Below are 16,424 nucleotides of genomic sequence, written 5' to 3'. Positions count from 1 at the left end.
CATCTCTGCGGTAGTTCTAAGTTAAGGTCTATTAAAGTAAAGCAAAAATAGCCAAGTCTAGCTTAATTTGGTACTTTGAGTTATCCTTAATTCTAGAAAGTTTGAGAGTTGTTGGACTTGACTAACCCATTGTTTCCACTACACTCAACATGAAATTAATCCGTTGCTCAAACTCTAGATTTTTGATCGATGCGACAAATTCATCCGTTTCACCAGGTAGTTGATAGTCGGAGGGCACTTGAATTATGCTTCCATCCTCCATTCCTTGTGCCAGCAGAAACCAAACGTCTAATTTGGCATTGGGACTTAGACTATTATAGGTTTGGCTGATATCGTTAGCTGCACCATTAATAATGTCGCGTTGTGCTTGCAGTTGCTCTTCTTTCGACAAATCCAGGAATTTGTCAAACACTGCTTTAGCAGGCGCTTCAACGCTTGGAGGAGGTGCTGGTTGTAGCTGCTCTTTAAGATCGAGATAACCGAACCAAAGTAGGGCTAGTTGAGTATCTACATCAAAGCGTTGAAAAGTTTCTAAAGCTGGTCTTGTTGCTTCATCAATGGTGTAAGTCATAAAAACTCCAACTAAGTTAAAAGTATTCTGCTTTCAATACTTCATACAACTTAACGAACAAATATAGATAGATAACCCTACTTAGGGTAGGTATAGGACTTATTACATAAGACAGATAGAGATAACTGAAATTGCTAGTTACAAAAATGCTTGTTTCGATGTATGTAAAAGCTAAGTAACGTCTGTGACTTGAAGAGGATGTCTAAAAAGTTTTTTTGTATACACCTACCTTTGGAGATCCCCCTAAATCCCTCGATAAATTGGGGGATTTTAAAACTATTATTCTCCCTTTTTTAAAGGAGTTAGGGGGAATCAACAAATATTTGAGACTTCTTAGACATCCTCCAAGCGATCGCTTGAAGGGGTTATTGATTATGTAGTATAAGATGTAGCAATGAATATTTGCGTCATACTGTAGTGCGATGGCGTACCCGCCCTTTCCGGTGGCGACATCAAAGGAAAACAAACAATCATGTTAGATTTGCTGATTCAAAACGGGTTAATTTTCGATGGCTTAGGCTCTCCACCTGTTCGCAGAGATATCGGCATTCAAAACGGCCACATTGTCACCCTCACACCCTCCTTAACTACCCCAGCGCGTGAAGTGGTTGATGCTTCTGGGTTATGGGTGACACCTGGATTTATCGACATTCATACTCATTACGATTTAGAGTTAGAAATTGCACCAGGATTGAGCGAATCAGTGCGTCATGGTGTTACCAGCGTGGTTATTGGTAACTGTAGCTTGTCTGTTGCGATCGCCCAACCCCAAATCTTGGCTGATATTTTTCAGAGGGTAGAGACACTTTCCCATCGGCTGATTGCAAAATGGCTACAAAAGTCAGTTTCCTGGCAAACACCAGCAGAATATTTACAGCATTTGCAACAGTTACCCCTTGGCCCCAATGTTGCCCCAATGTTTGGACACAGTGCCTTACGCGCTCATGTGATGGGGTTAGAACGCAGTTTAACCGTTCAGCCGACAAAATTTGAACTAAAACTTATGCAGCGCATAGCCAGAGATGCAATAGATGCTGGCTTTATTGGCATTTCTATTGATATGTTTCCTTGGCATCGGATGAGTGGAGAATGGCAAGGTTGTACAATTCCCTCTCAACACGCCAAATTTAAAGAATATGCAATGTTAGCGGATTTATGTCGGCGGTGCGATCGTGTTTTTCAAGTCACACCCAATTTACAACGATTTGCTTCCTTTGTAGAAATTCTGCGTATGGGTTCAGGAATTGGACAAAAACCACTGCGGCTAACTGTCCTCTCAGCCTTAGATGCCGTACACGATCGCAAACTATGGCGAATATTTTCCCCCCTACTTTTTATTTGGAATCGGCTTCTAAATGGGAATGTGCGCTTTCAAACCCTAACCGAACCTTTCACCATTTACTCTGATGGATCTGTGACTCCCTTATTTGAAGAATTTTCCACAGGCGCACAACTCAATGGCTGTCAGTCACGAGAAGAAAGACAACAACTATGGGCATCGGAAATGTTTCGTCGTCAGTTTCGCCAAGAATGGCTGAGTAAACGGCGTAAATCATTCCATCGTCAGTTAGATTTGATGGAAGTTATTCACTGTCCCGAAGCAAGTTGGCAAGGGTTAAGTTTTGCCCAAATTGCTCGTCAAAAGCAACAAGAACCAGTGGATTTATTTATCCACGCATTACAAAAATACGATACAGATTTGCGCTGGGTGGCGACAGGAGCGAACGATCGCCTAAAACCCCGTTTAGCGATGATGCAGCATCCGCATATTTTGCCTGGTTTTACCGATGCTGGCGCTCACGTTCGTAACCTGGGCTACTATGATGGAGCTTTGTCTTTGCTCAAACAAGCAGTTGCAACAAAGTTCCTTTCACCGGAAGCTGCGATTTGCCGCGTTACCGGAGAACCTGCTAGTTGGTTCCGTCTTGATACGGGAGTTATCAAACTTAGTGCGAAAGCGGATATAGTTTTACTCGATCCCAATGCTTTAAATCAGCCAATTAGCCCGCAAGTGCAGATATCAGATCCCGTTTTAGATGGTGAACCTCGGATGGTTAAGCGCGGTTCAGATGAGATTGTGCAAGGAGTTTATATTAATGGAGTTCGGGTTGTTTGTCGGGGGAAAGTGAGCGATCGCTTGGGGCGTGAAAAGTTGGGAACGGTTTTGTTTCCTTATTGAATTATCTCACGCAGAGGCACAAAGAAAAGTTTGAGATTGTAGCATTGAATTGCTTTTACTCCACACCAGCAATCACCTGTCCAATATCTTGAGGAGTTGCACCTGTTGCTAACATTGCCCGGATCAACAATTCAATTGATACTGAAGCATCGCCATTTTCAGCTTTAGCAATTCGAGGTTGGCTAGAACTAATCTTAGCAGCGAGTTCACTTTGAGTCATCAGTTTTTGTCGGCGCTCCTTCAAGTTTTGGCTGAGAGCTAGCTTAATTTCAACCAAGATAGTTTCTTCGGGTGTTAACTCCAAAAAATCTGAAACTGTGCCAATTTTCCAGCCTTTAGATTCCAAACGTTCTTTCTTAGCTCGATCCATCACATTACTCCTGTTGATCGATATCGTATTTGCTCAGACGCTTTTTGCAAATCTCAATTATCTTTTTGGATGTTGTTCTTGTTGTTTTATTAAAAACTTCAACAATCAAGATTGCGTCGTCATCAATTCGATAAATGATTCTCCAGTTTTTATCTGCATCTCGAATACGTAATTCATGACAGTGAATTCCTATACTTGGCATAGGGCGTGAATGTGGCAACCCAAGGGATTCACCTTCTTGTAATTGTCTGAGCAGAACACCTGCTTCTATGCGTGCTTCTTGAGTGAAAGGTGGGGTTTTAACTTCACCATGTAACCAAACTAAAAGCTTACTTTGATCTCCCATGCTGTATTTATATCATATCTGATATATCGATATAATATACCTATGAAAGGGAACTTTATCTGTAAAGCAATACCTACAGCGATCGCATTCTTCGCACTAAATGGATATAGTTTTATTTGATCCCAATGCTTTAAGTCAGCCAATTAGCCCGCAGGTGCAGATATTAGATCCAGTTTTAAATGGTGAACCTTGGATAGTTAAGCGCGGTTCGGAATATCATCTGAAGTATGTAAATTTCGTAGATTAATAGGACAAAGCAAATTCAATGGAAGCCTCACCCGCTAAAGTTATTCAGTATTTCAACGGTGAAAAGCAAAATTTAATTCCTCTTTTCCAGCGCCCTTATACCTGGACTGAGAACAATTGCCAAACCCTATGGGATGATCTGATGGTGCAGTATGAAGTGGGCGATACTGGAGCCCATTTTATGGGGGCGATTGTCTCTGTCCCAGCGCGCAGTGTGCCTGTAGGAGTTAGTAAGTATCTCATCATTGATGGACAACAGCGCCTTACAACCGTGTCGTTACTTCTCTGCGCTCTGCGTGATTGTCTTGATTCAAATTCTGCCTCACGAATACAGGAGGTTTATCTAACTAATCGCTTCCGCGATCCAGAGGACACCTTGAAGTTTGTGCCAACCCAGGCAGACCGGGATGTGTACCGTACCATTGCCCTTGACCGTCAGGTTCCGCCAAAAAACAAAGATGTTCGGATGGCTGTTGCCTATCATTTTTTTAAAGACAAACTAACCAAAAGCACTGACCTTAATGACAATCTTGTAAATCCCGCCAAAGTGCTAATTACCCTGGAGCAATGTCTCCAAGTTGTGATGATCAACCTTGGCGACGATGACGATCCGTATTTAATTTTTGAGAGCCTTAATTTTAAGGGTGAACCACTCACCCAAGCTGACTTAGTGAGGAATTATCTGCTGATGCGCTTCCGCCACTCGATTTCTGCTGATGGAGAGCAGGAGCGGGTTTACTCAAAATATTGGATTCCACTTGAGAGTATGCTTAAGTCCAACCTCACCGAATTTCTTCGCCATTACATGATGAAAGATGGGGATGACATCAAGCAAGGTGGCATATATGCAGCTACCAGGGCGAAGCTAAAAAGTATGGACTTAACGCAAGAAGTCGAAGCAGAAGTTCGGTCTATGCAAAGGTTTGGAGAGTTTTATGCTAGATTACTTTTGCCAGACAAAGAAGAAACAGCAAGCATTCGTGACTGCTTGGAGAATATTAAAGAACTTAAAGTAACGACCTCTTATCCGCTCTTGCTCCGCCTGTTTGATGCTCGCCAGAATGGGCATCTCAGCGACGTTGAATTGGAGAAATGCCTTGGATTGATCGAATCCTTCGTGGTTCGGCGGGCTGTTTGTGAAGTGCCGACTAACCGTCTAAACAAACTCTTTATCCAGTGGGCTAAAAACTTTCCCAAGACGGATCATGTCAAATGGTTGCACGGTTCTTTGTCATCAGGTGGTGGTACGAGTCGTTTTCCGAAAGATAGTGAGTTCGCCGCAGCCTTTATGAACCAACCACAGTATGGACGTGGGAGCACTCGTTTTATCCTTTGCCGTCTTGAAAAATCCTTTAAACATAAAGAAACTGTGGATCTTTCAACGGCAACAATAGAGCATATTCTACCTCAAACGCTGACTCAGGAATGGAGAAATGAGCTAGGTTCAGAATCAGAGAAAATACATACCACCCTGGTTAATACATTCGGCAACTTGACTTTGACTAGTTATAACCCAGAGTTGAGCAACCTCCCTTTTTCAGAGAAGAAAGCTAAACTCGAAAATACTCATATCGAGTTAAACCGTTGGATTCTTCAGCAGACCAGTTGGGGAACGTCAGAAATTGAGGAACGAGCAAAGAGTTTGTTATTTATTGCCAATAATATTTGGCTAAGTCCCTTGGATTAAATATAATCCCTGATTAAACTTTATTACCGAGTAAAAAGCTTTATTTAGCAGAAGTATCATTTTGCTATATTAGATAGTGCGTCAACAATAATCACTCTTTAATGAAGTGTAAAATTTAAACACCAAAAAGTTCCTCCATTCTTATGAGTGAAAAAGTCCAGACCGAAAAAGACAAGCTACAGGCAAGCACTAGTATAAAGACAAATCAAGAAACAGAAAATGAAAAAGTTCTATGTCCTCATTGTCAGCGTACTGCTACGAACGGCATTAAATGTAAAGGGATTTGTGTAGCTGACAATGATTATTAATATATAAATTCTATTGCTTGGTCATACATTATCTTATGAGTAATATCAATTTTATTCCTCAAGTAAAGTTAAAAAATCGTATTAATAATAAAATTAAAGATCATCCTTTTACAGACTATTGGGATATTTTTATTCTTAAACATCAACATCCAATTAATATTACTCTACACATTCTAGGAATATTATTTTTTTACAGTTTACTCTTTTATACTTGGAAATTGCAAAATTTTTGGTTACTCTTAGGATTACCGTTAACTCAATTATTGGGATTATCTGGACATTTTCTATTTGAGCGTAGCCATATTGATTTACAAGATGCTGTATTTTCTTGGCGGGCTTCTTATTGTTTAGGTAAAATGTTATTTAGAATTTTGACGGGTAAATATCGAGATGATATTCGCCAACGGCAAGAAATATTAAATAATTATCTATCAAACAATTATGCAAATATTCAATAATTGGAATGTAATTGCTAAGGGTTGGTATATTGCCTGTCCTAGTCATGAAATCCCTAAAAAAACAGCAAAATCTGTAGAAGTATGCGGTCAAAAAATTGCCATTTTTAGAGGTGAAGATAGGCAAGTACGGGCTTTGGATGCTTACTGCCCTCATTTGGGGACAGATTTAGGAATTGGGAAGGTTGATGGTAATTTGATTCGTTGTACATTTCATCATTGGGCATTTGATGAAACAGGGCTTTGTCAAAATATTCCCTGTCAATCAGAAATTCCTACTCAAGCTAAGTTACAAGCTTATGCAACAGAGGAAAAGTATGGATTTATCTGGATTTATCCAGATGCTAAAGCACCAGAGGGAGTGGCTGACTTTGATGAATTGAAGGGAAAAGAAATTATTGCACAAGCTGATATTGCATTTGAAAGAAGTTGTCATCACCATATTTGTATGATGAATGGGATTGATGCTCAACATTTAAAAACAATTCATCATTTAGATATCAAAATGGATCTATCGCTAAATCGTAGTGAATTAGGGACACAAATTGACTTTACAATGCGGGGACAATTCCCTCAAACTACTTGGAGAGAAAAGTTAGGTCAAAGATTTCTTGGTTCTACATATCAATATTCAATGCGTTATGCTCATGGTTGCATTGGTTTGTTAACAATGATGAAAGATGTCAGGCTTTTTCCGCCACTATTTATGATATATGCTTATACTCCAATTTCATCTGGAAAAACGATAATTCAACCGATTTATGTAACTGAAAAACGTCAAGGTATTCAAGGGTATCTGCAAAGTCAATTTTTGTTATTCTGTACTCGGTTAGCTTACTATATGCTCAGAGATGAGGATGGCAAAATTTACGATAATATTCGCTTTAATCCGAATTTACTCCTTAGTATCGATCGGCCATTAGCTAAATATATGGAGTATGTAAATCAGCTAGAACCGTCTCGATGGTCAAAAAGTAGGGGTGTAGAATAGTAGCTTGGATTAGCGATCGCTTAACCCAACAAAAGCTTTGATAATGTTGCGTTTTGTTTCTCAATCTAAATACATCTTAATTATTTTGTAGAGTAGGCGATTTCCATTAACTCTTATTGAGAGGGTGCAAAATGTGAATACGGAATTGTAACGTAAATAACCATTCTGGAATCTGTCACATTACACCGTAAATTTACCATAATGGTCGATAATGTTTTAATTAAATATAATACAAATCGAATTTAAGTAATTTCCGCACAATGAAGAGTTTGCTGATTCCTGTTGAAAATTTGCAACAAAGCGATCGCACCGCCATGTATGCGTTGCTGCAAAATCACTTTCAAGGTATAACCTGGGATGGCTTTCAAATCGATCTAGAGCGCAAAAACTGGGTTTTGTTGTTAAGAGATGAAACATCTAATATACTCAAAGGATTTTCAACTCTGATGTTATGCCAAACGACTTTTTTGGGAGAAAAAATTAGTGTGGTGTATTCTGGCGACACTATTGTTGATCCTAGTGCTTGGTCGAGTACAACACTACCACGTAGTTGGATTGCCGCCATCAATTTTCTGCGTCAACACTATGCAGAAAATAAACTTTACTGGTTGCTAATTTGCTCTGGTTTTCGCACTTATCGTTTTCTCCCTACTTTTTGGCAAGATTTCTACCCGCGTTATGATGTTACAACACCTGCCAATATTACAAATATAATGGTGAGTTTAGCACGCGAATACTATGGTAGTTTATACCAAGAATCAACTGGTATCGTCAATTTTCCGCATCCCCAAATTCTCTGTGAGGGGTTAATTGAAATCCCCACAGGAAGACAAACTAACCCCCATATTCAGTTTTTTGAAGAAAAAAACCCTGGCTATCGATTAGGGGACGAATTAGTTTGTTTAACTGAAATTAACTATGACAATCTCACTCGTGCGGGAAAACGGATGTGGGAGTCAGAATCATCGTTACAATTTGTGCAAGATTGTGTCCTCATTTAACTTTTATGGTATTTACAAACCCACAATCAAACTTTAACAACCCGACACAATTTATAGAGGGATGGTACTGGGTATTAGCATCAAAAAAATTAAAAATTGGCAAGGTAAAAGCTATAACTTTGCTAGGTAGAAATCTTGCAATTTATCGGGGAGTTAGCGATCGGGTAGTAGCTATAGATGCTTATTGTCCACACATGGGCGCTCATTTAGCAGAAGGTAAGGTAGAAGGTGACGGAATTCGCTGCTTTTTTCATAATTGGAAATATGACAGTCACGGAATTTGTGTAGATGTTCCTTCTCTGGGAAAACCGCTACCTGTGTGTATTCAAACGTGGCATACGGCAGAAAAGTACGGCATGATTTGGGTTTGGTTGGGAGAAAAGAAGCCAAGCTCGCTGCCCTTCGTACCAGAACTAGAACAGGCAGATTGCGATCACATATTGGGGACTCGCTTTGTCAAAAACTGCCATCCCAATGTCTTACTAATTAATGCGATTGATGCTCACCATTTCAATACAGTACACAATTTGCCCTTAGAGATTGTATTTGATTCTCAAAACCTCAACCCTAGCGCTATTACCTTCAGTAACACTACACGCGGAGGGGATGATTCCTGGTTAATTCGCCTGATTCGTCCTCTATATCGCAACGAAGTTACTTATAGTATGTGTTACTGGTATGGCAGTACTGGCACTGTGACGCTAGGCCCGGATTTCCTGCACTTCTACATTATATTTACACTGCGAATGATAGAAGGTGGTAAAACTGAAGGACAAACAATTCTTGTCACTCCTAAGCGTCCGGGATTTTGGGGATGGATTTTAAATCGTGGTTTATTATGGTTAACTCAGCAAGTTGGTAATTACTTTGCCAAAGGGGATACACAGGTATTTCAGACAATTCAGTTTGATTTAAAGACTCCTACTAAAGCAGATCAATCTATTCTAGAATTTATTCAGCACGTTAATCACCAGAAAGCTTTAACCTGGGGAACTTGGGAAACTGTTAATTATCCAAATATTCAAATATCAACACCTAATAGTAATTCGCTATGAAGATGCAATTAATTATTAAACGAACTGCCAAGTACGCCAAGAGAGAGAAGGAGTAATTATTAAGTGTAAACTTACGGAGAATTGGTATGACCCTGAATTCACTTTAATTGAACAGAAAAAATGGATTTAAAATATAATATTGTTGCTTTTGATTTACCACACACAGATTCTAATGACCGTTTGCGACGGATATTAACAGCAGCATTACCCAATCAGAATAATTATGATAATTATCCACAATTAAATTATTGGAATGCTGATTTTTTTAACTTACATCAAGTCAAAATTTTTCAACAATCTAATATTACTGAACAATCTGCTATTCTAGAACTTGCCAACCGCAGTTTGTTAGAAGAATCATATTTCATCGAGAAAGTAGGGGTTGGCTACATGGCAAAAATGGTACTGTTAGCAGAAACAGTTGAAGAACGAATGCTTTATGGATTGTTTACGGCTGATGAAGCTACCCACCTTCACCAAATTAGCCATTTTTTACCAGAAATGGAAGTAACTAATACGGACGATCCGTTTTTGCGCTTACTATCAGAAGTGGTTGAAAGTGCAGATAAAACAGTTTTATTGTTTGTCCTGCAAGTTGTTTTAGAAGGATGGGGTTTAAGCCATTATCGGCGTTTAGCTAAGGAATGTCGCCATCCAGCTTTAGCAGAACTTTTTTCCAGTTTTTTACAATCTGAATCCCGTCATCATGCTACGGGAACCACCTTGTTTGATCAAATTACTGTTTCAGCATTCAGTCAAACAACAATTCTTGATGTATTGGCACAGTTTTTGTTTATGGTACAGGTGGGGCCGCAAAGTTTACTTATAGCAATCGAACAAGTGAAAGGACATCTGACGCGATCGCAAAAAATCCAAGTTTTAGAAGAACTAGATACAGAAACCCACAGTGGAACGCGATTACAAATATTGCGATCGCTCATGGGGGGAACATCAGCCCAGTCTATCCTGCAAAATTTAGAAGAACGCGGAGCTTTTGAACCACTCCCCGCCCATCAATGCGTGTAATAAATATCAATCTTATCTCTGCGTTAAATAAAAACGGATATGGAAAAAACTATTCATCGCAAATTACAAATCAACCACACCCGCAACAAACAGCAAGATCATACTGCTTTAATGGATGAAGCAGTCACCAAGTTTCGCTACGAAGATTGTCAAAACGAGTATTGGAATCCAGAGGAATTTTCCCTGCTATATGGTACACCTTTATGGGAACAGTCTACTCAACATCAGCGTATAATTTTGAACCAACTTTACTGGGTAGCTTACTACTCACAAATTGTTTCTGCCGAAATTGCAACTATATTTTTCAATCAAACCAGTGCAGCCGGACTTTACGCTCAAGAAGATTTTCGCTTAATCTGCGATACATTAGATTTGGAGTCTTCCCAAGAGCGATCGCACATTAACGCTTTCCGCACAATTGCCAAACAGGTTGAACAAGCGTTGTTTGGGGAACTTATCTTTACCTACCCCATGCGCGGCCCCTTTACAGAAACGATGGTTTATGCTGACACCAATGCTCTAAAAACTTGGTGGAAAAAAATTCAACTTCAATACTTTGGGCTGATTTCTGCGAATAATACTTTTTTGGCTTGTCAGTATTTTACAGTCCGGGGAGTGCGGACACTAAACGGCAAGTTAGTACAGCACAAACTCAGCAATTATTATCAAAAACATCCTCATCCTGAAGCTGCTCCAATCCCTGCTAAAGTCTCCTATTATCACTTTATGGATGAAAGTTTTCATTTCAATAGTTCGACAATTATATCTCACGATGTTGTCACTTGTCTGAAGCCACCGACTGCATTTGAGCGACTGGTAGCTAATTTAGGATTGCTGGGATGTCAACGCGATCATTTTCATTTTTCGGCTGCGATTAACGGGATATTTTGGTACGATCCGGCGCTGTATAATAAGATTTATCGGGTGTTGCGATCGCCTATTTTTGGTATGAGTGATCGAGATGCTAAAGAAATGATGCGCCGTTGTTTTACCGAGGAGTCGGAAGGATTACACCGCAGTTTTTCAACTCATCAGGAGGCAATGAAATCTTATCAAGTGTATATTGAAAAACTTGATTATCTTTGGCAACGTAATCGAGATATGTCACTGATGGCTACTAATTCAATTTCTCGATATTTGGTAACTCAACAAAGGGCTTTTCAAAGTTTTGAATATCAAAAAGATTTGATTTTATCTCATGCAGATACGCAGAGCCACAGAGAAGAATGGAAGAGTGTTGTTTAGGTAAAATTGTTGCGTATTATGGCTGAATTATGTAAAATATCGTTTCCGGGAAGTGATTTTGTTCCTATAACTTTGGAATGTCATCAAAATTTATCTGAACATCTCACGATTCAGAATTCACCTGTTTTATTTGGTTGTCGGACTGGTATTTGTGGAACTTGTTTGGTTGAGGTTATTGGTGATATTCCTCCTCCTCAACCTGAAGAACAGGAAATGCTGGAGACATTAGCAGCTAATTATTCTCATGCGCGGTTAGCTTGTCAGCTTGATGTTACAGGTAATGTTGAAATTCGTAGGATTTAGATGGTGATTTAAAAACAACTAAAAGAGCAAGTATGGATTGGTTAAAGCGCGTCGCAGAAATTCGTAAAACTTGTAACGTGCCAGCACCAGCCCGAAATGTTGCTATTGCTAGAGTATGGGTAGATGAGACGTTTACCGAGCTATTCGCCTTTAGTGGTAAGCTGTTGCGAGAGGGAGCGGTTGTTTTACCGAATCAACCGATGTTTAAAACCTTTGAAGTTACCGGACACCGAAGAGACTTAGACTCAGAATACAAAATATTAGAAGCTATTACTCAAAAATATACAAATAATAGAGAAGTAAAAGGTAAAATTGAGTTATTCACCGAGAGAGAGCCATGTGATTCGTATGAGTATGTCATTAAGCAGTTTAGGCAAACTTTCCCGAACATTCAGCTAAATGTACATCACGGAAACATTGCGTAAAGGAGTCGGTATAAATGTTAATTCGCAATTTACCCGAACCACTTCAACTGATTTTTAACGAGAATCAGCTTTCGCCATGTTCAGATTTGGAAATAATTCAATTTGAACAACAACAAGGTATTACTTTGCCCAGTATTTACAAAGACTTTCTTAAGATGATGGGGCATAGTGCAGGTAAGTTTTTGCGTGGTTCAGATTGCTTTTACCAGCATCTACCGCAAATTCAAGAATGGGCTAAACAACTTTTGGTAGAAAATGATTTTCCTGAAGCTTTACCAGAGGATGCTTTTGTATTTTTCATGCACCAGGGTTATCAGTTTAGCTTTTTCAGGCTTTCAGAAGGTGATAATCCACCAACTTATTCATATTGCGAAGGGCAGGAAGAGTCTTATTTTGTCAAAAGCCATGATACATTTAGTGATTTTTTAGCGGTGGAAATAGAGCTATATTTAAAGTCTTCAATGTCTCTAGCGAGTTAGATATTTGCCATATCAAATTGACAATCAGTTTTCCTCTTAACCAAGAACGTTGTATTTGTACCCACTAAAAGCGAATTTACAAAGCTTATTTTACAGTAATATTTTATGGAAAGATGAATTTGTTAAACTCAATTTAGAGACTTAGATAAAATCATGGAAACTGTAAATATCCATCAAGCTGAAACGAATCTCTCACAGCTTTTGTTGTGGGTAGAGCATGGAGAAGAAATCATTATTTCTGATCGAGACATTCCCATTGCCAAATTAGTTCCGTTTCGCATCTCATCAAATCGCCGCGATAGTTTAGGACAGGATAAAGGGCGTTTTGTAGTACCAGAGGACTTTAACGCCCCTTTACCGGATGAGATATTGGCAGCATTTGAGGGCGGTGAGGAGTAAAACTTTAATTCGCCACTGTCTATACTATCAACTTGGCGATCGCTACTATCAGTATTGTAAAATGTTGGTTTTTTCCTAGCCTCAAACCAACTTACTTACTGCTACACGAATGGATTGGGAGGAGGATTACCATGTAAACGGATGTATTCTTTTTGTAAGTCTTGAAAATATTCTGCCAAGCATTGCCCTGTTTCAATCCAGTAAAGTTCTTTTTGATGGATGTAATCATTGCATTCACAACAAAATGTGTGCTCATTGTATAGGAATGGGTTAACTAGGTAGCTACGAATTATTTCCTCTGGCATCCTTGTTGCACCGTTACAATGTGGGTGGATGTAAGCTTGCGGAACTATATCAAGTGCGCCCTGATAACGGCGTTCTGGATGAATAGTAACATGGTCAGTCATTTGACCATCTGCCAAAGGTTCTGTGTGCTTTTCTCTGTGCATCGGATAAAGCGGCAGGAAGATGAGTTGGTGGCAGAATGCACAACGAACAAAAGGTATGGTATACAGTCCTGGCTTAGTTGTCCTAATATATCCAAGTCCTGCTTCAAGCTGCTCCCATTCCCAATCTGGAATACTCTCTAAGACTCTTTGTATATCGGCTTGATTGCCAGTGACACAATCAATTACTACTGGATAAAAGTCGTCCCAGTAACCTTTATGAAGGTTGCCCTCATATAGAGCGACTGTAGCCAACCTTGTACCCACTGGTGGTACTCCGTTCTTCATCCACTTAAGGGGTTGAGGCAAAATTTTGATCGCATGACGTGGCGCTTTACCTGTAGTGAGGTCTGTGAATACTGCAACTAGAGGTGGCTTTAATGCAACAACAACACCAGGATTGACACAACCATAAAGGAAGTGTTCGCGGGTACGGATTGTCAGAAATATAAGTTTTTTAAGAATCCAAAATATTCCTATGCCGAAAAAAATATTAAATATAGCAATTCCAAATAATGCAGATGGCAGAAGATGTAAACTTTTGCCCTCACGCAGTGTTCCGAAAAACGCAAACCCAAAAATCCAATTGGTAAGAAAAGCTAGCACAACCACAATGGTGAGCGGAAAAATCAATTCAATTGGTTCGCTAGGAAATGAACGAATCCAATAGAAATAATCAATATGCAGATTTCCAGGATTTGACGCATGGGTACTAGCATCTACTGTAAAAGGGCGTTGTGGTTGATTTACCATTGTTGTACTCAGCTACCTAATTTTTTAGTTTTTAGCTCAAATTGTTAGTACGAGATTGAGGCATCTACTTCAACTTATGCTTAAAATTAGGTTGCCCTTAAATAACATGAAATCTAACGCCCAGTTTACCGAACGGTTGCCATAATTTAAATACGATCGCTCCCACCCACCATGCAATTTGCAGATTTCTGGTACATTGTCGCACTCAGCGAACAGTTACAACCTAACCAAGTATTATCACGCACCGTTTTAGGAGAATGGTTAGCGATATTTCGCGGTGAAGATGGACAACCCGTAGCTTTGCGCGTAGGCGTAGCCCGTCGTAGACATCGCTTCATTTACTCACTACCAATATTTTTTAACTCCCCTGGTGCAATTACTAAAATTCCTGCGCTGACAAATCCAGACGCATCACGAGTTACGATCGCATCAACCCCATGTGCTATTCCACAAGCACACTGCACCGCATCCTCAAAATCTTGAAAATTAAGTGCGATTGCTCGTTCCAAAATTCCTCTATCGACTGCACAAATATTTAAATCTGTCAGAATTTGTGCGATCGCATCTTGAGCAGCGATCGCACCCGATATTTTGCGGACAATGTAATAGATATTTGTAATTGTTGTTGCTGCAATAAACCCCTCGATTTCACCAGCATCAATTTTTGCAAATAGTTTTACCGCATCCTCTACAAAAGGTTCTCGCTCTTGTAAAAAATCAAGCACAACATTTGTATCAATTAAAATTCGCATTATTGATATTTTTCAGTCAGATAGTTAACATAATCTACTTCAACATCTTCACTTGATATTTCTGTAGTTTTTGCAATCCCTCGCAGTCGAGACAAGTTACCCTTTTTCAATTCAGAACTAGTTTCTTGCTGTAGCGACTCCAAAAGGATCTGCACTAATGTCCAGCGATCGCTAATTGGTAACTCTAATACCTGCTTTTGCAATTGTTCTAATGTCACGATCGTTTCCTCGTCTTAGGTTATCTCATTTTTAATTGTAAATTAGCTCTTTTGGAATTCGATAGTTACAGAAATGCTGTTCTACTCAAGACATTGCCATAATTTAAATACGATCGCTCCCACCCACTATGCAATTTGCAGATTTCTGGTACATTGTCGCACTCAGCGAACAGTTACAATCTAACAAAGTATTATCACGCACCGTTTTAGGAGAATGGTTAGCAATATTTCGCGGTGAAGATGGACAACCCGTAGCTTTGCGCGATCGCTGTTTACACCGTAATAGCCGTCTATCAACAGGTAAAATCTGTAACGGTGCTTTACAGTGTCCCTATCATGGTTGGGTATATGACGCGGTTGGTAATGTCATTGCTGTTCCAGCGGAAGGAGATGATTTCAAACCTTCCCCACAGCGTCGAGCCAAGGGTTACGCTACCAAAGAACAGGATGGCTATGTTTATGTGCGGTTAGCCGATAGCGTTGATTTTGAACCCTTTTCTATGCCTCACTATGGACAAACAGGATGGGAGACGGTACGGGTAATTAACCGTTTTGCTAACAATGTTACTAATTGTGCGGAGAACTTTATTGATATTCCCCATACGGCTTTTGTTCATCCTGGTGTTTTCCGTACTTCCCGCCAACAAAAGTTAGAGATGACTGTAGAACGCTGTAATGGTTCGGTTTTGGTGGAGTATCGCAACGAAAACAGTAATTTGGGATGGTACAGCCGTTTTCTGAATTTGCAGGGTGCAGAGATTAAACATAGCGATCGCTTTTATATGCCCAATATTACCTCTGTGGAATATAAAATGGCACAGAATCGCCATTTGTTCATTACCAGTCAATCTATTCCAGAAACCGATAATTCAACTCTGGTTTACACCGATGTCACCTATAACTACGGTATTTGGAATAAGTTAGCACGTCCCTTTGTGCGGTGGACTGCTCAACACATTATCCGTCAAGATGTGGAAATTTTGGGTATTCAGGGAGAAGCGATCGCTAAATACGGGACACAATTTTATAATACGCCTGCGGACACAATTCATATATTTGTCGAGTCAATTATGGCAGCTATATCTCGTGGAGAAGATCCGCGTTTATTGCCAAATCAATTAGTAAAAGTTACATTTTGGGTTTAAAAAATAATATTATCTCCGCATAAA

At 39.6% G+C, this 16,424-nt stretch carries 20 protein-coding genes and 1 pseudogene; 15 read left to right on the top strand and 6 right to left on the bottom strand.

Features of this window, described 5'->3' with window-relative positions; all coding sequences use genetic code 11:
• Positions 1 to 121 precede the first annotated feature (121 nt).
• Positions 122 to 571, bottom strand: coding sequence for an orange carotenoid protein N-terminal domain-containing protein (locus tag RMY64_RS22830; protein ID WP_322685439.1), 450 nt, complete (start codon positions 569 to 571; stop codon positions 122 to 124).
• 472 nt (positions 572 to 1,043) lie between these two features.
• Here RMY64_RS22830 and RMY64_RS22825 point away from each other — a divergent pair, with 472 nt between their 5' ends.
• Positions 1,044 to 2,750, top strand: a complete 1,707-nt coding sequence (locus RMY64_RS22825; RefSeq protein ID WP_322701195.1) for a D-aminoacylase — start codon at positions 1,044 to 1,046, stop codon at positions 2,748 to 2,750.
• Positions 2,751 to 2,805: 55 nt separating this feature from the next.
• Here the strand turns inward: RMY64_RS22825 and RMY64_RS22820 are convergent, their stop codons facing one another.
• Positions 2,806 to 3,120, bottom strand: a complete 315-nt coding sequence (locus tag RMY64_RS22820; protein ID WP_322701194.1) for a helix-turn-helix transcriptional regulator — start codon at positions 3,118 to 3,120, stop codon at positions 2,806 to 2,808.
• A gap of 4 nt (positions 3,121 to 3,124) precedes the next feature.
• Entirely contained in the window at positions 3,125 to 3,466 is a 342-nt protein-coding gene (locus RMY64_RS22815; protein WP_322689858.1) for a type II toxin-antitoxin system RelE/ParE family toxin, read from the bottom strand.
• Positions 3,467 to 3,566: 100 nt separating this feature from the next.
• Here RMY64_RS22815 and RMY64_RS22810 point away from each other — a divergent pair, with 100 nt between their 5' ends.
• The 12 genes from RMY64_RS22810 to RMY64_RS22755 all read left to right on the top strand — a co-directional run bounded on the left by RMY64_RS22810 (position 3,567) and on the right by RMY64_RS22755 (position 13,086).
• Positions 3,567 to 3,713: a hypothetical protein gene (locus RMY64_RS22810; RefSeq protein WP_322701193.1), complete on the top strand. Its 147-nt coding sequence runs from the start codon at positions 3,567 to 3,569 to the stop codon at positions 3,711 to 3,713.
• An 18-nt stretch (positions 3,714 to 3,731) separates the two neighbouring features.
• Positions 3,732 to 5,399: a DUF262 domain-containing protein gene (locus RMY64_RS22805; RefSeq protein ID WP_322689856.1), complete on the top strand. Its 1,668-nt coding sequence runs from the start codon at positions 3,732 to 3,734 to the stop codon at positions 5,397 to 5,399.
• A gap of 343 nt (positions 5,400 to 5,742) precedes the next feature.
• The gene (locus RMY64_RS22800; protein WP_322689855.1) at positions 5,743 to 6,165 is read left to right on the top strand and encodes an Mpo1-like protein; all 423 of its coding nucleotides are present in this window, start codon (positions 5,743 to 5,745) and stop codon (positions 6,163 to 6,165) included.
• The gene (locus RMY64_RS22795; RefSeq protein ID WP_322701192.1) at positions 6,149 to 7,153 is read left to right on the top strand and encodes an aromatic ring-hydroxylating dioxygenase subunit alpha; all 1,005 of its coding nucleotides are present in this window, start codon (positions 6,149 to 6,151) and stop codon (positions 7,151 to 7,153) included. The genes RMY64_RS22800 and RMY64_RS22795 overlap by 17 nt, the downstream gene beginning before the upstream one ends.
• Positions 7,154 to 7,413: 260 nt before the next feature.
• Positions 7,414 to 8,154, top strand: a complete 741-nt coding sequence (locus RMY64_RS22790; RefSeq protein ID WP_322701191.1) for a hypothetical protein — start codon at positions 7,414 to 7,416, stop codon at positions 8,152 to 8,154.
• A 5-nt stretch (positions 8,155 to 8,159) separates the two neighbouring features.
• Entirely contained in the window at positions 8,160 to 9,209 is a 1,050-nt protein-coding gene (locus RMY64_RS22785) for an aromatic ring-hydroxylating dioxygenase subunit alpha (RefSeq protein WP_322701190.1), read from the top strand.
• Between the two features lie 120 nt (positions 9,210 to 9,329).
• Positions 9,330 to 10,235 (top strand): ferritin-like domain-containing protein, encoded by a 906-nt coding sequence (locus RMY64_RS22780; protein WP_322701189.1) that lies wholly within the window; start codon positions 9,330 to 9,332, stop codon positions 10,233 to 10,235.
• A gap of 39 nt (positions 10,236 to 10,274) precedes the next feature.
• The gene (locus tag RMY64_RS22775) at positions 10,275 to 11,480 is read left to right on the top strand and encodes a P-aminobenzoate N-oxygenase AurF (protein ID WP_322701188.1); all 1,206 of its coding nucleotides are present in this window, start codon (positions 10,275 to 10,277) and stop codon (positions 11,478 to 11,480) included.
• A gap of 18 nt (positions 11,481 to 11,498) precedes the next feature.
• Entirely contained in the window at positions 11,499 to 11,783 is a 285-nt protein-coding gene (locus tag RMY64_RS22770; RefSeq protein ID WP_322701187.1) for a 2Fe-2S iron-sulfur cluster-binding protein, read from the top strand.
• Between the two features lie 32 nt (positions 11,784 to 11,815).
• Positions 11,816 to 12,208 carry a deaminase domain-containing protein gene (locus RMY64_RS22765; RefSeq protein ID WP_322701186.1) on the top strand — a complete coding sequence of 131 codons (393 nt, stop codon included), beginning with the start codon at positions 11,816 to 11,818 and terminating at the stop codon, positions 12,206 to 12,208.
• A 14-nt stretch (positions 12,209 to 12,222) separates the two neighbouring features.
• Positions 12,223 to 12,687: an SMI1/KNR4 family protein gene (locus RMY64_RS22760; RefSeq protein ID WP_322701185.1), complete on the top strand. Its 465-nt coding sequence runs from the start codon at positions 12,223 to 12,225 to the stop codon at positions 12,685 to 12,687.
• A gap of 153 nt (positions 12,688 to 12,840) precedes the next feature.
• A complete protein-coding gene (locus tag RMY64_RS22755; protein WP_322701184.1) occupies positions 12,841 to 13,086 on the top strand; it encodes a type II toxin-antitoxin system Phd/YefM family antitoxin in 246 nt (81 codons plus the stop codon).
• Positions 13,087 to 13,187: 101 nt separating this feature from the next.
• Here RMY64_RS22755 and RMY64_RS22750 read toward each other — a convergent pair whose 3' ends face one another.
• Positions 13,188 to 14,285 carry a DUF3239 domain-containing protein gene (locus RMY64_RS22750; RefSeq protein ID WP_322701183.1) on the bottom strand — a complete coding sequence of 366 codons (1,098 nt, stop codon included), beginning with the start codon at positions 14,283 to 14,285 and terminating at the stop codon, positions 13,188 to 13,190.
• A gap of 171 nt (positions 14,286 to 14,456) precedes the next feature.
• Between RMY64_RS22750 and RMY64_RS36885 the strand changes: the two are divergent.
• Positions 14,457 to 14,534 (top strand): annotated as a pseudogene (locus tag RMY64_RS36885) (hypothetical protein); the annotation flags it as partial.
• 89 nt (positions 14,535 to 14,623) lie between these two features.
• Here RMY64_RS36885 and RMY64_RS22740 read toward each other — a convergent pair.
• On the bottom strand, positions 14,624 to 15,037 hold the full coding sequence (locus RMY64_RS22740) for a PIN domain-containing protein (protein ID WP_322701181.1): 414 nt from the start codon (positions 15,035 to 15,037) through the stop codon (positions 14,624 to 14,626).
• Positions 15,037 to 15,255, bottom strand: coding sequence for a hypothetical protein (locus tag RMY64_RS22735; protein ID WP_322701180.1), 219 nt, complete (start codon positions 15,253 to 15,255; stop codon positions 15,037 to 15,039). Before RMY64_RS22735 ends, RMY64_RS22740 begins: the two co-directional genes overlap by 1 nt.
• Positions 15,256 to 15,383: 128 nt before the next feature.
• On the opposite strand from RMY64_RS22735, the gene RMY64_RS22730 reads away from it, so the two are divergent.
• Positions 15,384 to 16,400, top strand: a complete 1,017-nt coding sequence (locus RMY64_RS22730; RefSeq protein WP_322701179.1) for an aromatic ring-hydroxylating dioxygenase subunit alpha — start codon at positions 15,384 to 15,386, stop codon at positions 16,398 to 16,400.
• Positions 16,401 to 16,424: the final 24 nt, after the last annotated feature.

It is taken from the genome of Nostoc sp. DedQUE08 (assembly GCF_034530895.1).
In the GTDB taxonomy this organism is placed as follows: Bacteria; Cyanobacteriota; Cyanobacteriia; order Cyanobacteriales; family Nostocaceae; genus Nostoc.
The sequence above is the reverse complement of the archived record's forward strand: the minus strand, read 5'-3'. Positions and strand labels throughout refer to the sequence as shown.

Coding starts and splice junctions, on each gene's coding strand:
- RMY64_RS22830 (WP_322685439.1), bottom strand. CDS start 571: ATGACTTACACCATTGATGAAGCAACAAGACCAGCTTTAGAAACTTTT.
- RMY64_RS22825 (WP_322701195.1), top strand. CDS start 1,044: ATGTTAGATTTGCTGATTCAAAACGGGTTAATTTTCGATGGCTTAGGC.
- RMY64_RS22820 (WP_322701194.1), bottom strand. CDS start 3,120: ATGGATCGAGCTAAGAAAGAACGTTTGGAATCTAAAGGCTGGAAAATT.
- RMY64_RS22815 (WP_322689858.1), bottom strand. CDS start 3,466: ATGGGAGATCAAAGTAAGCTTTTAGTTTGGTTACATGGTGAAGTTAAA.
- RMY64_RS22810 (WP_322701193.1), top strand. CDS start 3,567: ATGGATATAGTTTTATTTGATCCCAATGCTTTAAGTCAGCCAATTAGC.
- RMY64_RS22805 (WP_322689856.1), top strand. CDS start 3,732: ATGGAAGCCTCACCCGCTAAAGTTATTCAGTATTTCAACGGTGAAAAG.
- RMY64_RS22800 (WP_322689855.1), top strand. CDS start 5,743: ATGAGTAATATCAATTTTATTCCTCAAGTAAAGTTAAAAAATCGTATT.
- RMY64_RS22795 (WP_322701192.1), top strand. CDS start 6,149: ATGCAAATATTCAATAATTGGAATGTAATTGCTAAGGGTTGGTATATT.
- RMY64_RS22790 (WP_322701191.1), top strand. CDS start 7,414: ATGAAGAGTTTGCTGATTCCTGTTGAAAATTTGCAACAAAGCGATCGC.
- RMY64_RS22785 (WP_322701190.1), top strand. CDS start 8,160: ATGGTATTTACAAACCCACAATCAAACTTTAACAACCCGACACAATTT.
- RMY64_RS22780 (WP_322701189.1), top strand. CDS start 9,330: ATGGATTTAAAATATAATATTGTTGCTTTTGATTTACCACACACAGAT.
- RMY64_RS22775 (WP_322701188.1), top strand. CDS start 10,275: ATGGAAAAAACTATTCATCGCAAATTACAAATCAACCACACCCGCAAC.
- RMY64_RS22770 (WP_322701187.1), top strand. CDS start 11,499: ATGGCTGAATTATGTAAAATATCGTTTCCGGGAAGTGATTTTGTTCCT.
- RMY64_RS22765 (WP_322701186.1), top strand. CDS start 11,816: ATGGATTGGTTAAAGCGCGTCGCAGAAATTCGTAAAACTTGTAACGTG.
- RMY64_RS22760 (WP_322701185.1), top strand. CDS start 12,223: ATGTTAATTCGCAATTTACCCGAACCACTTCAACTGATTTTTAACGAG.
- RMY64_RS22755 (WP_322701184.1), top strand. CDS start 12,841: ATGGAAACTGTAAATATCCATCAAGCTGAAACGAATCTCTCACAGCTT.
- RMY64_RS22750 (WP_322701183.1), bottom strand. CDS start 14,285: ATGGTAAATCAACCACAACGCCCTTTTACAGTAGATGCTAGTACCCAT.
- RMY64_RS22740 (WP_322701181.1), bottom strand. CDS start 15,037: ATGCGAATTTTAATTGATACAAATGTTGTGCTTGATTTTTTACAAGAG.
- RMY64_RS22730 (WP_322701179.1), top strand. CDS start 15,384: ATGCAATTTGCAGATTTCTGGTACATTGTCGCACTCAGCGAACAGTTA.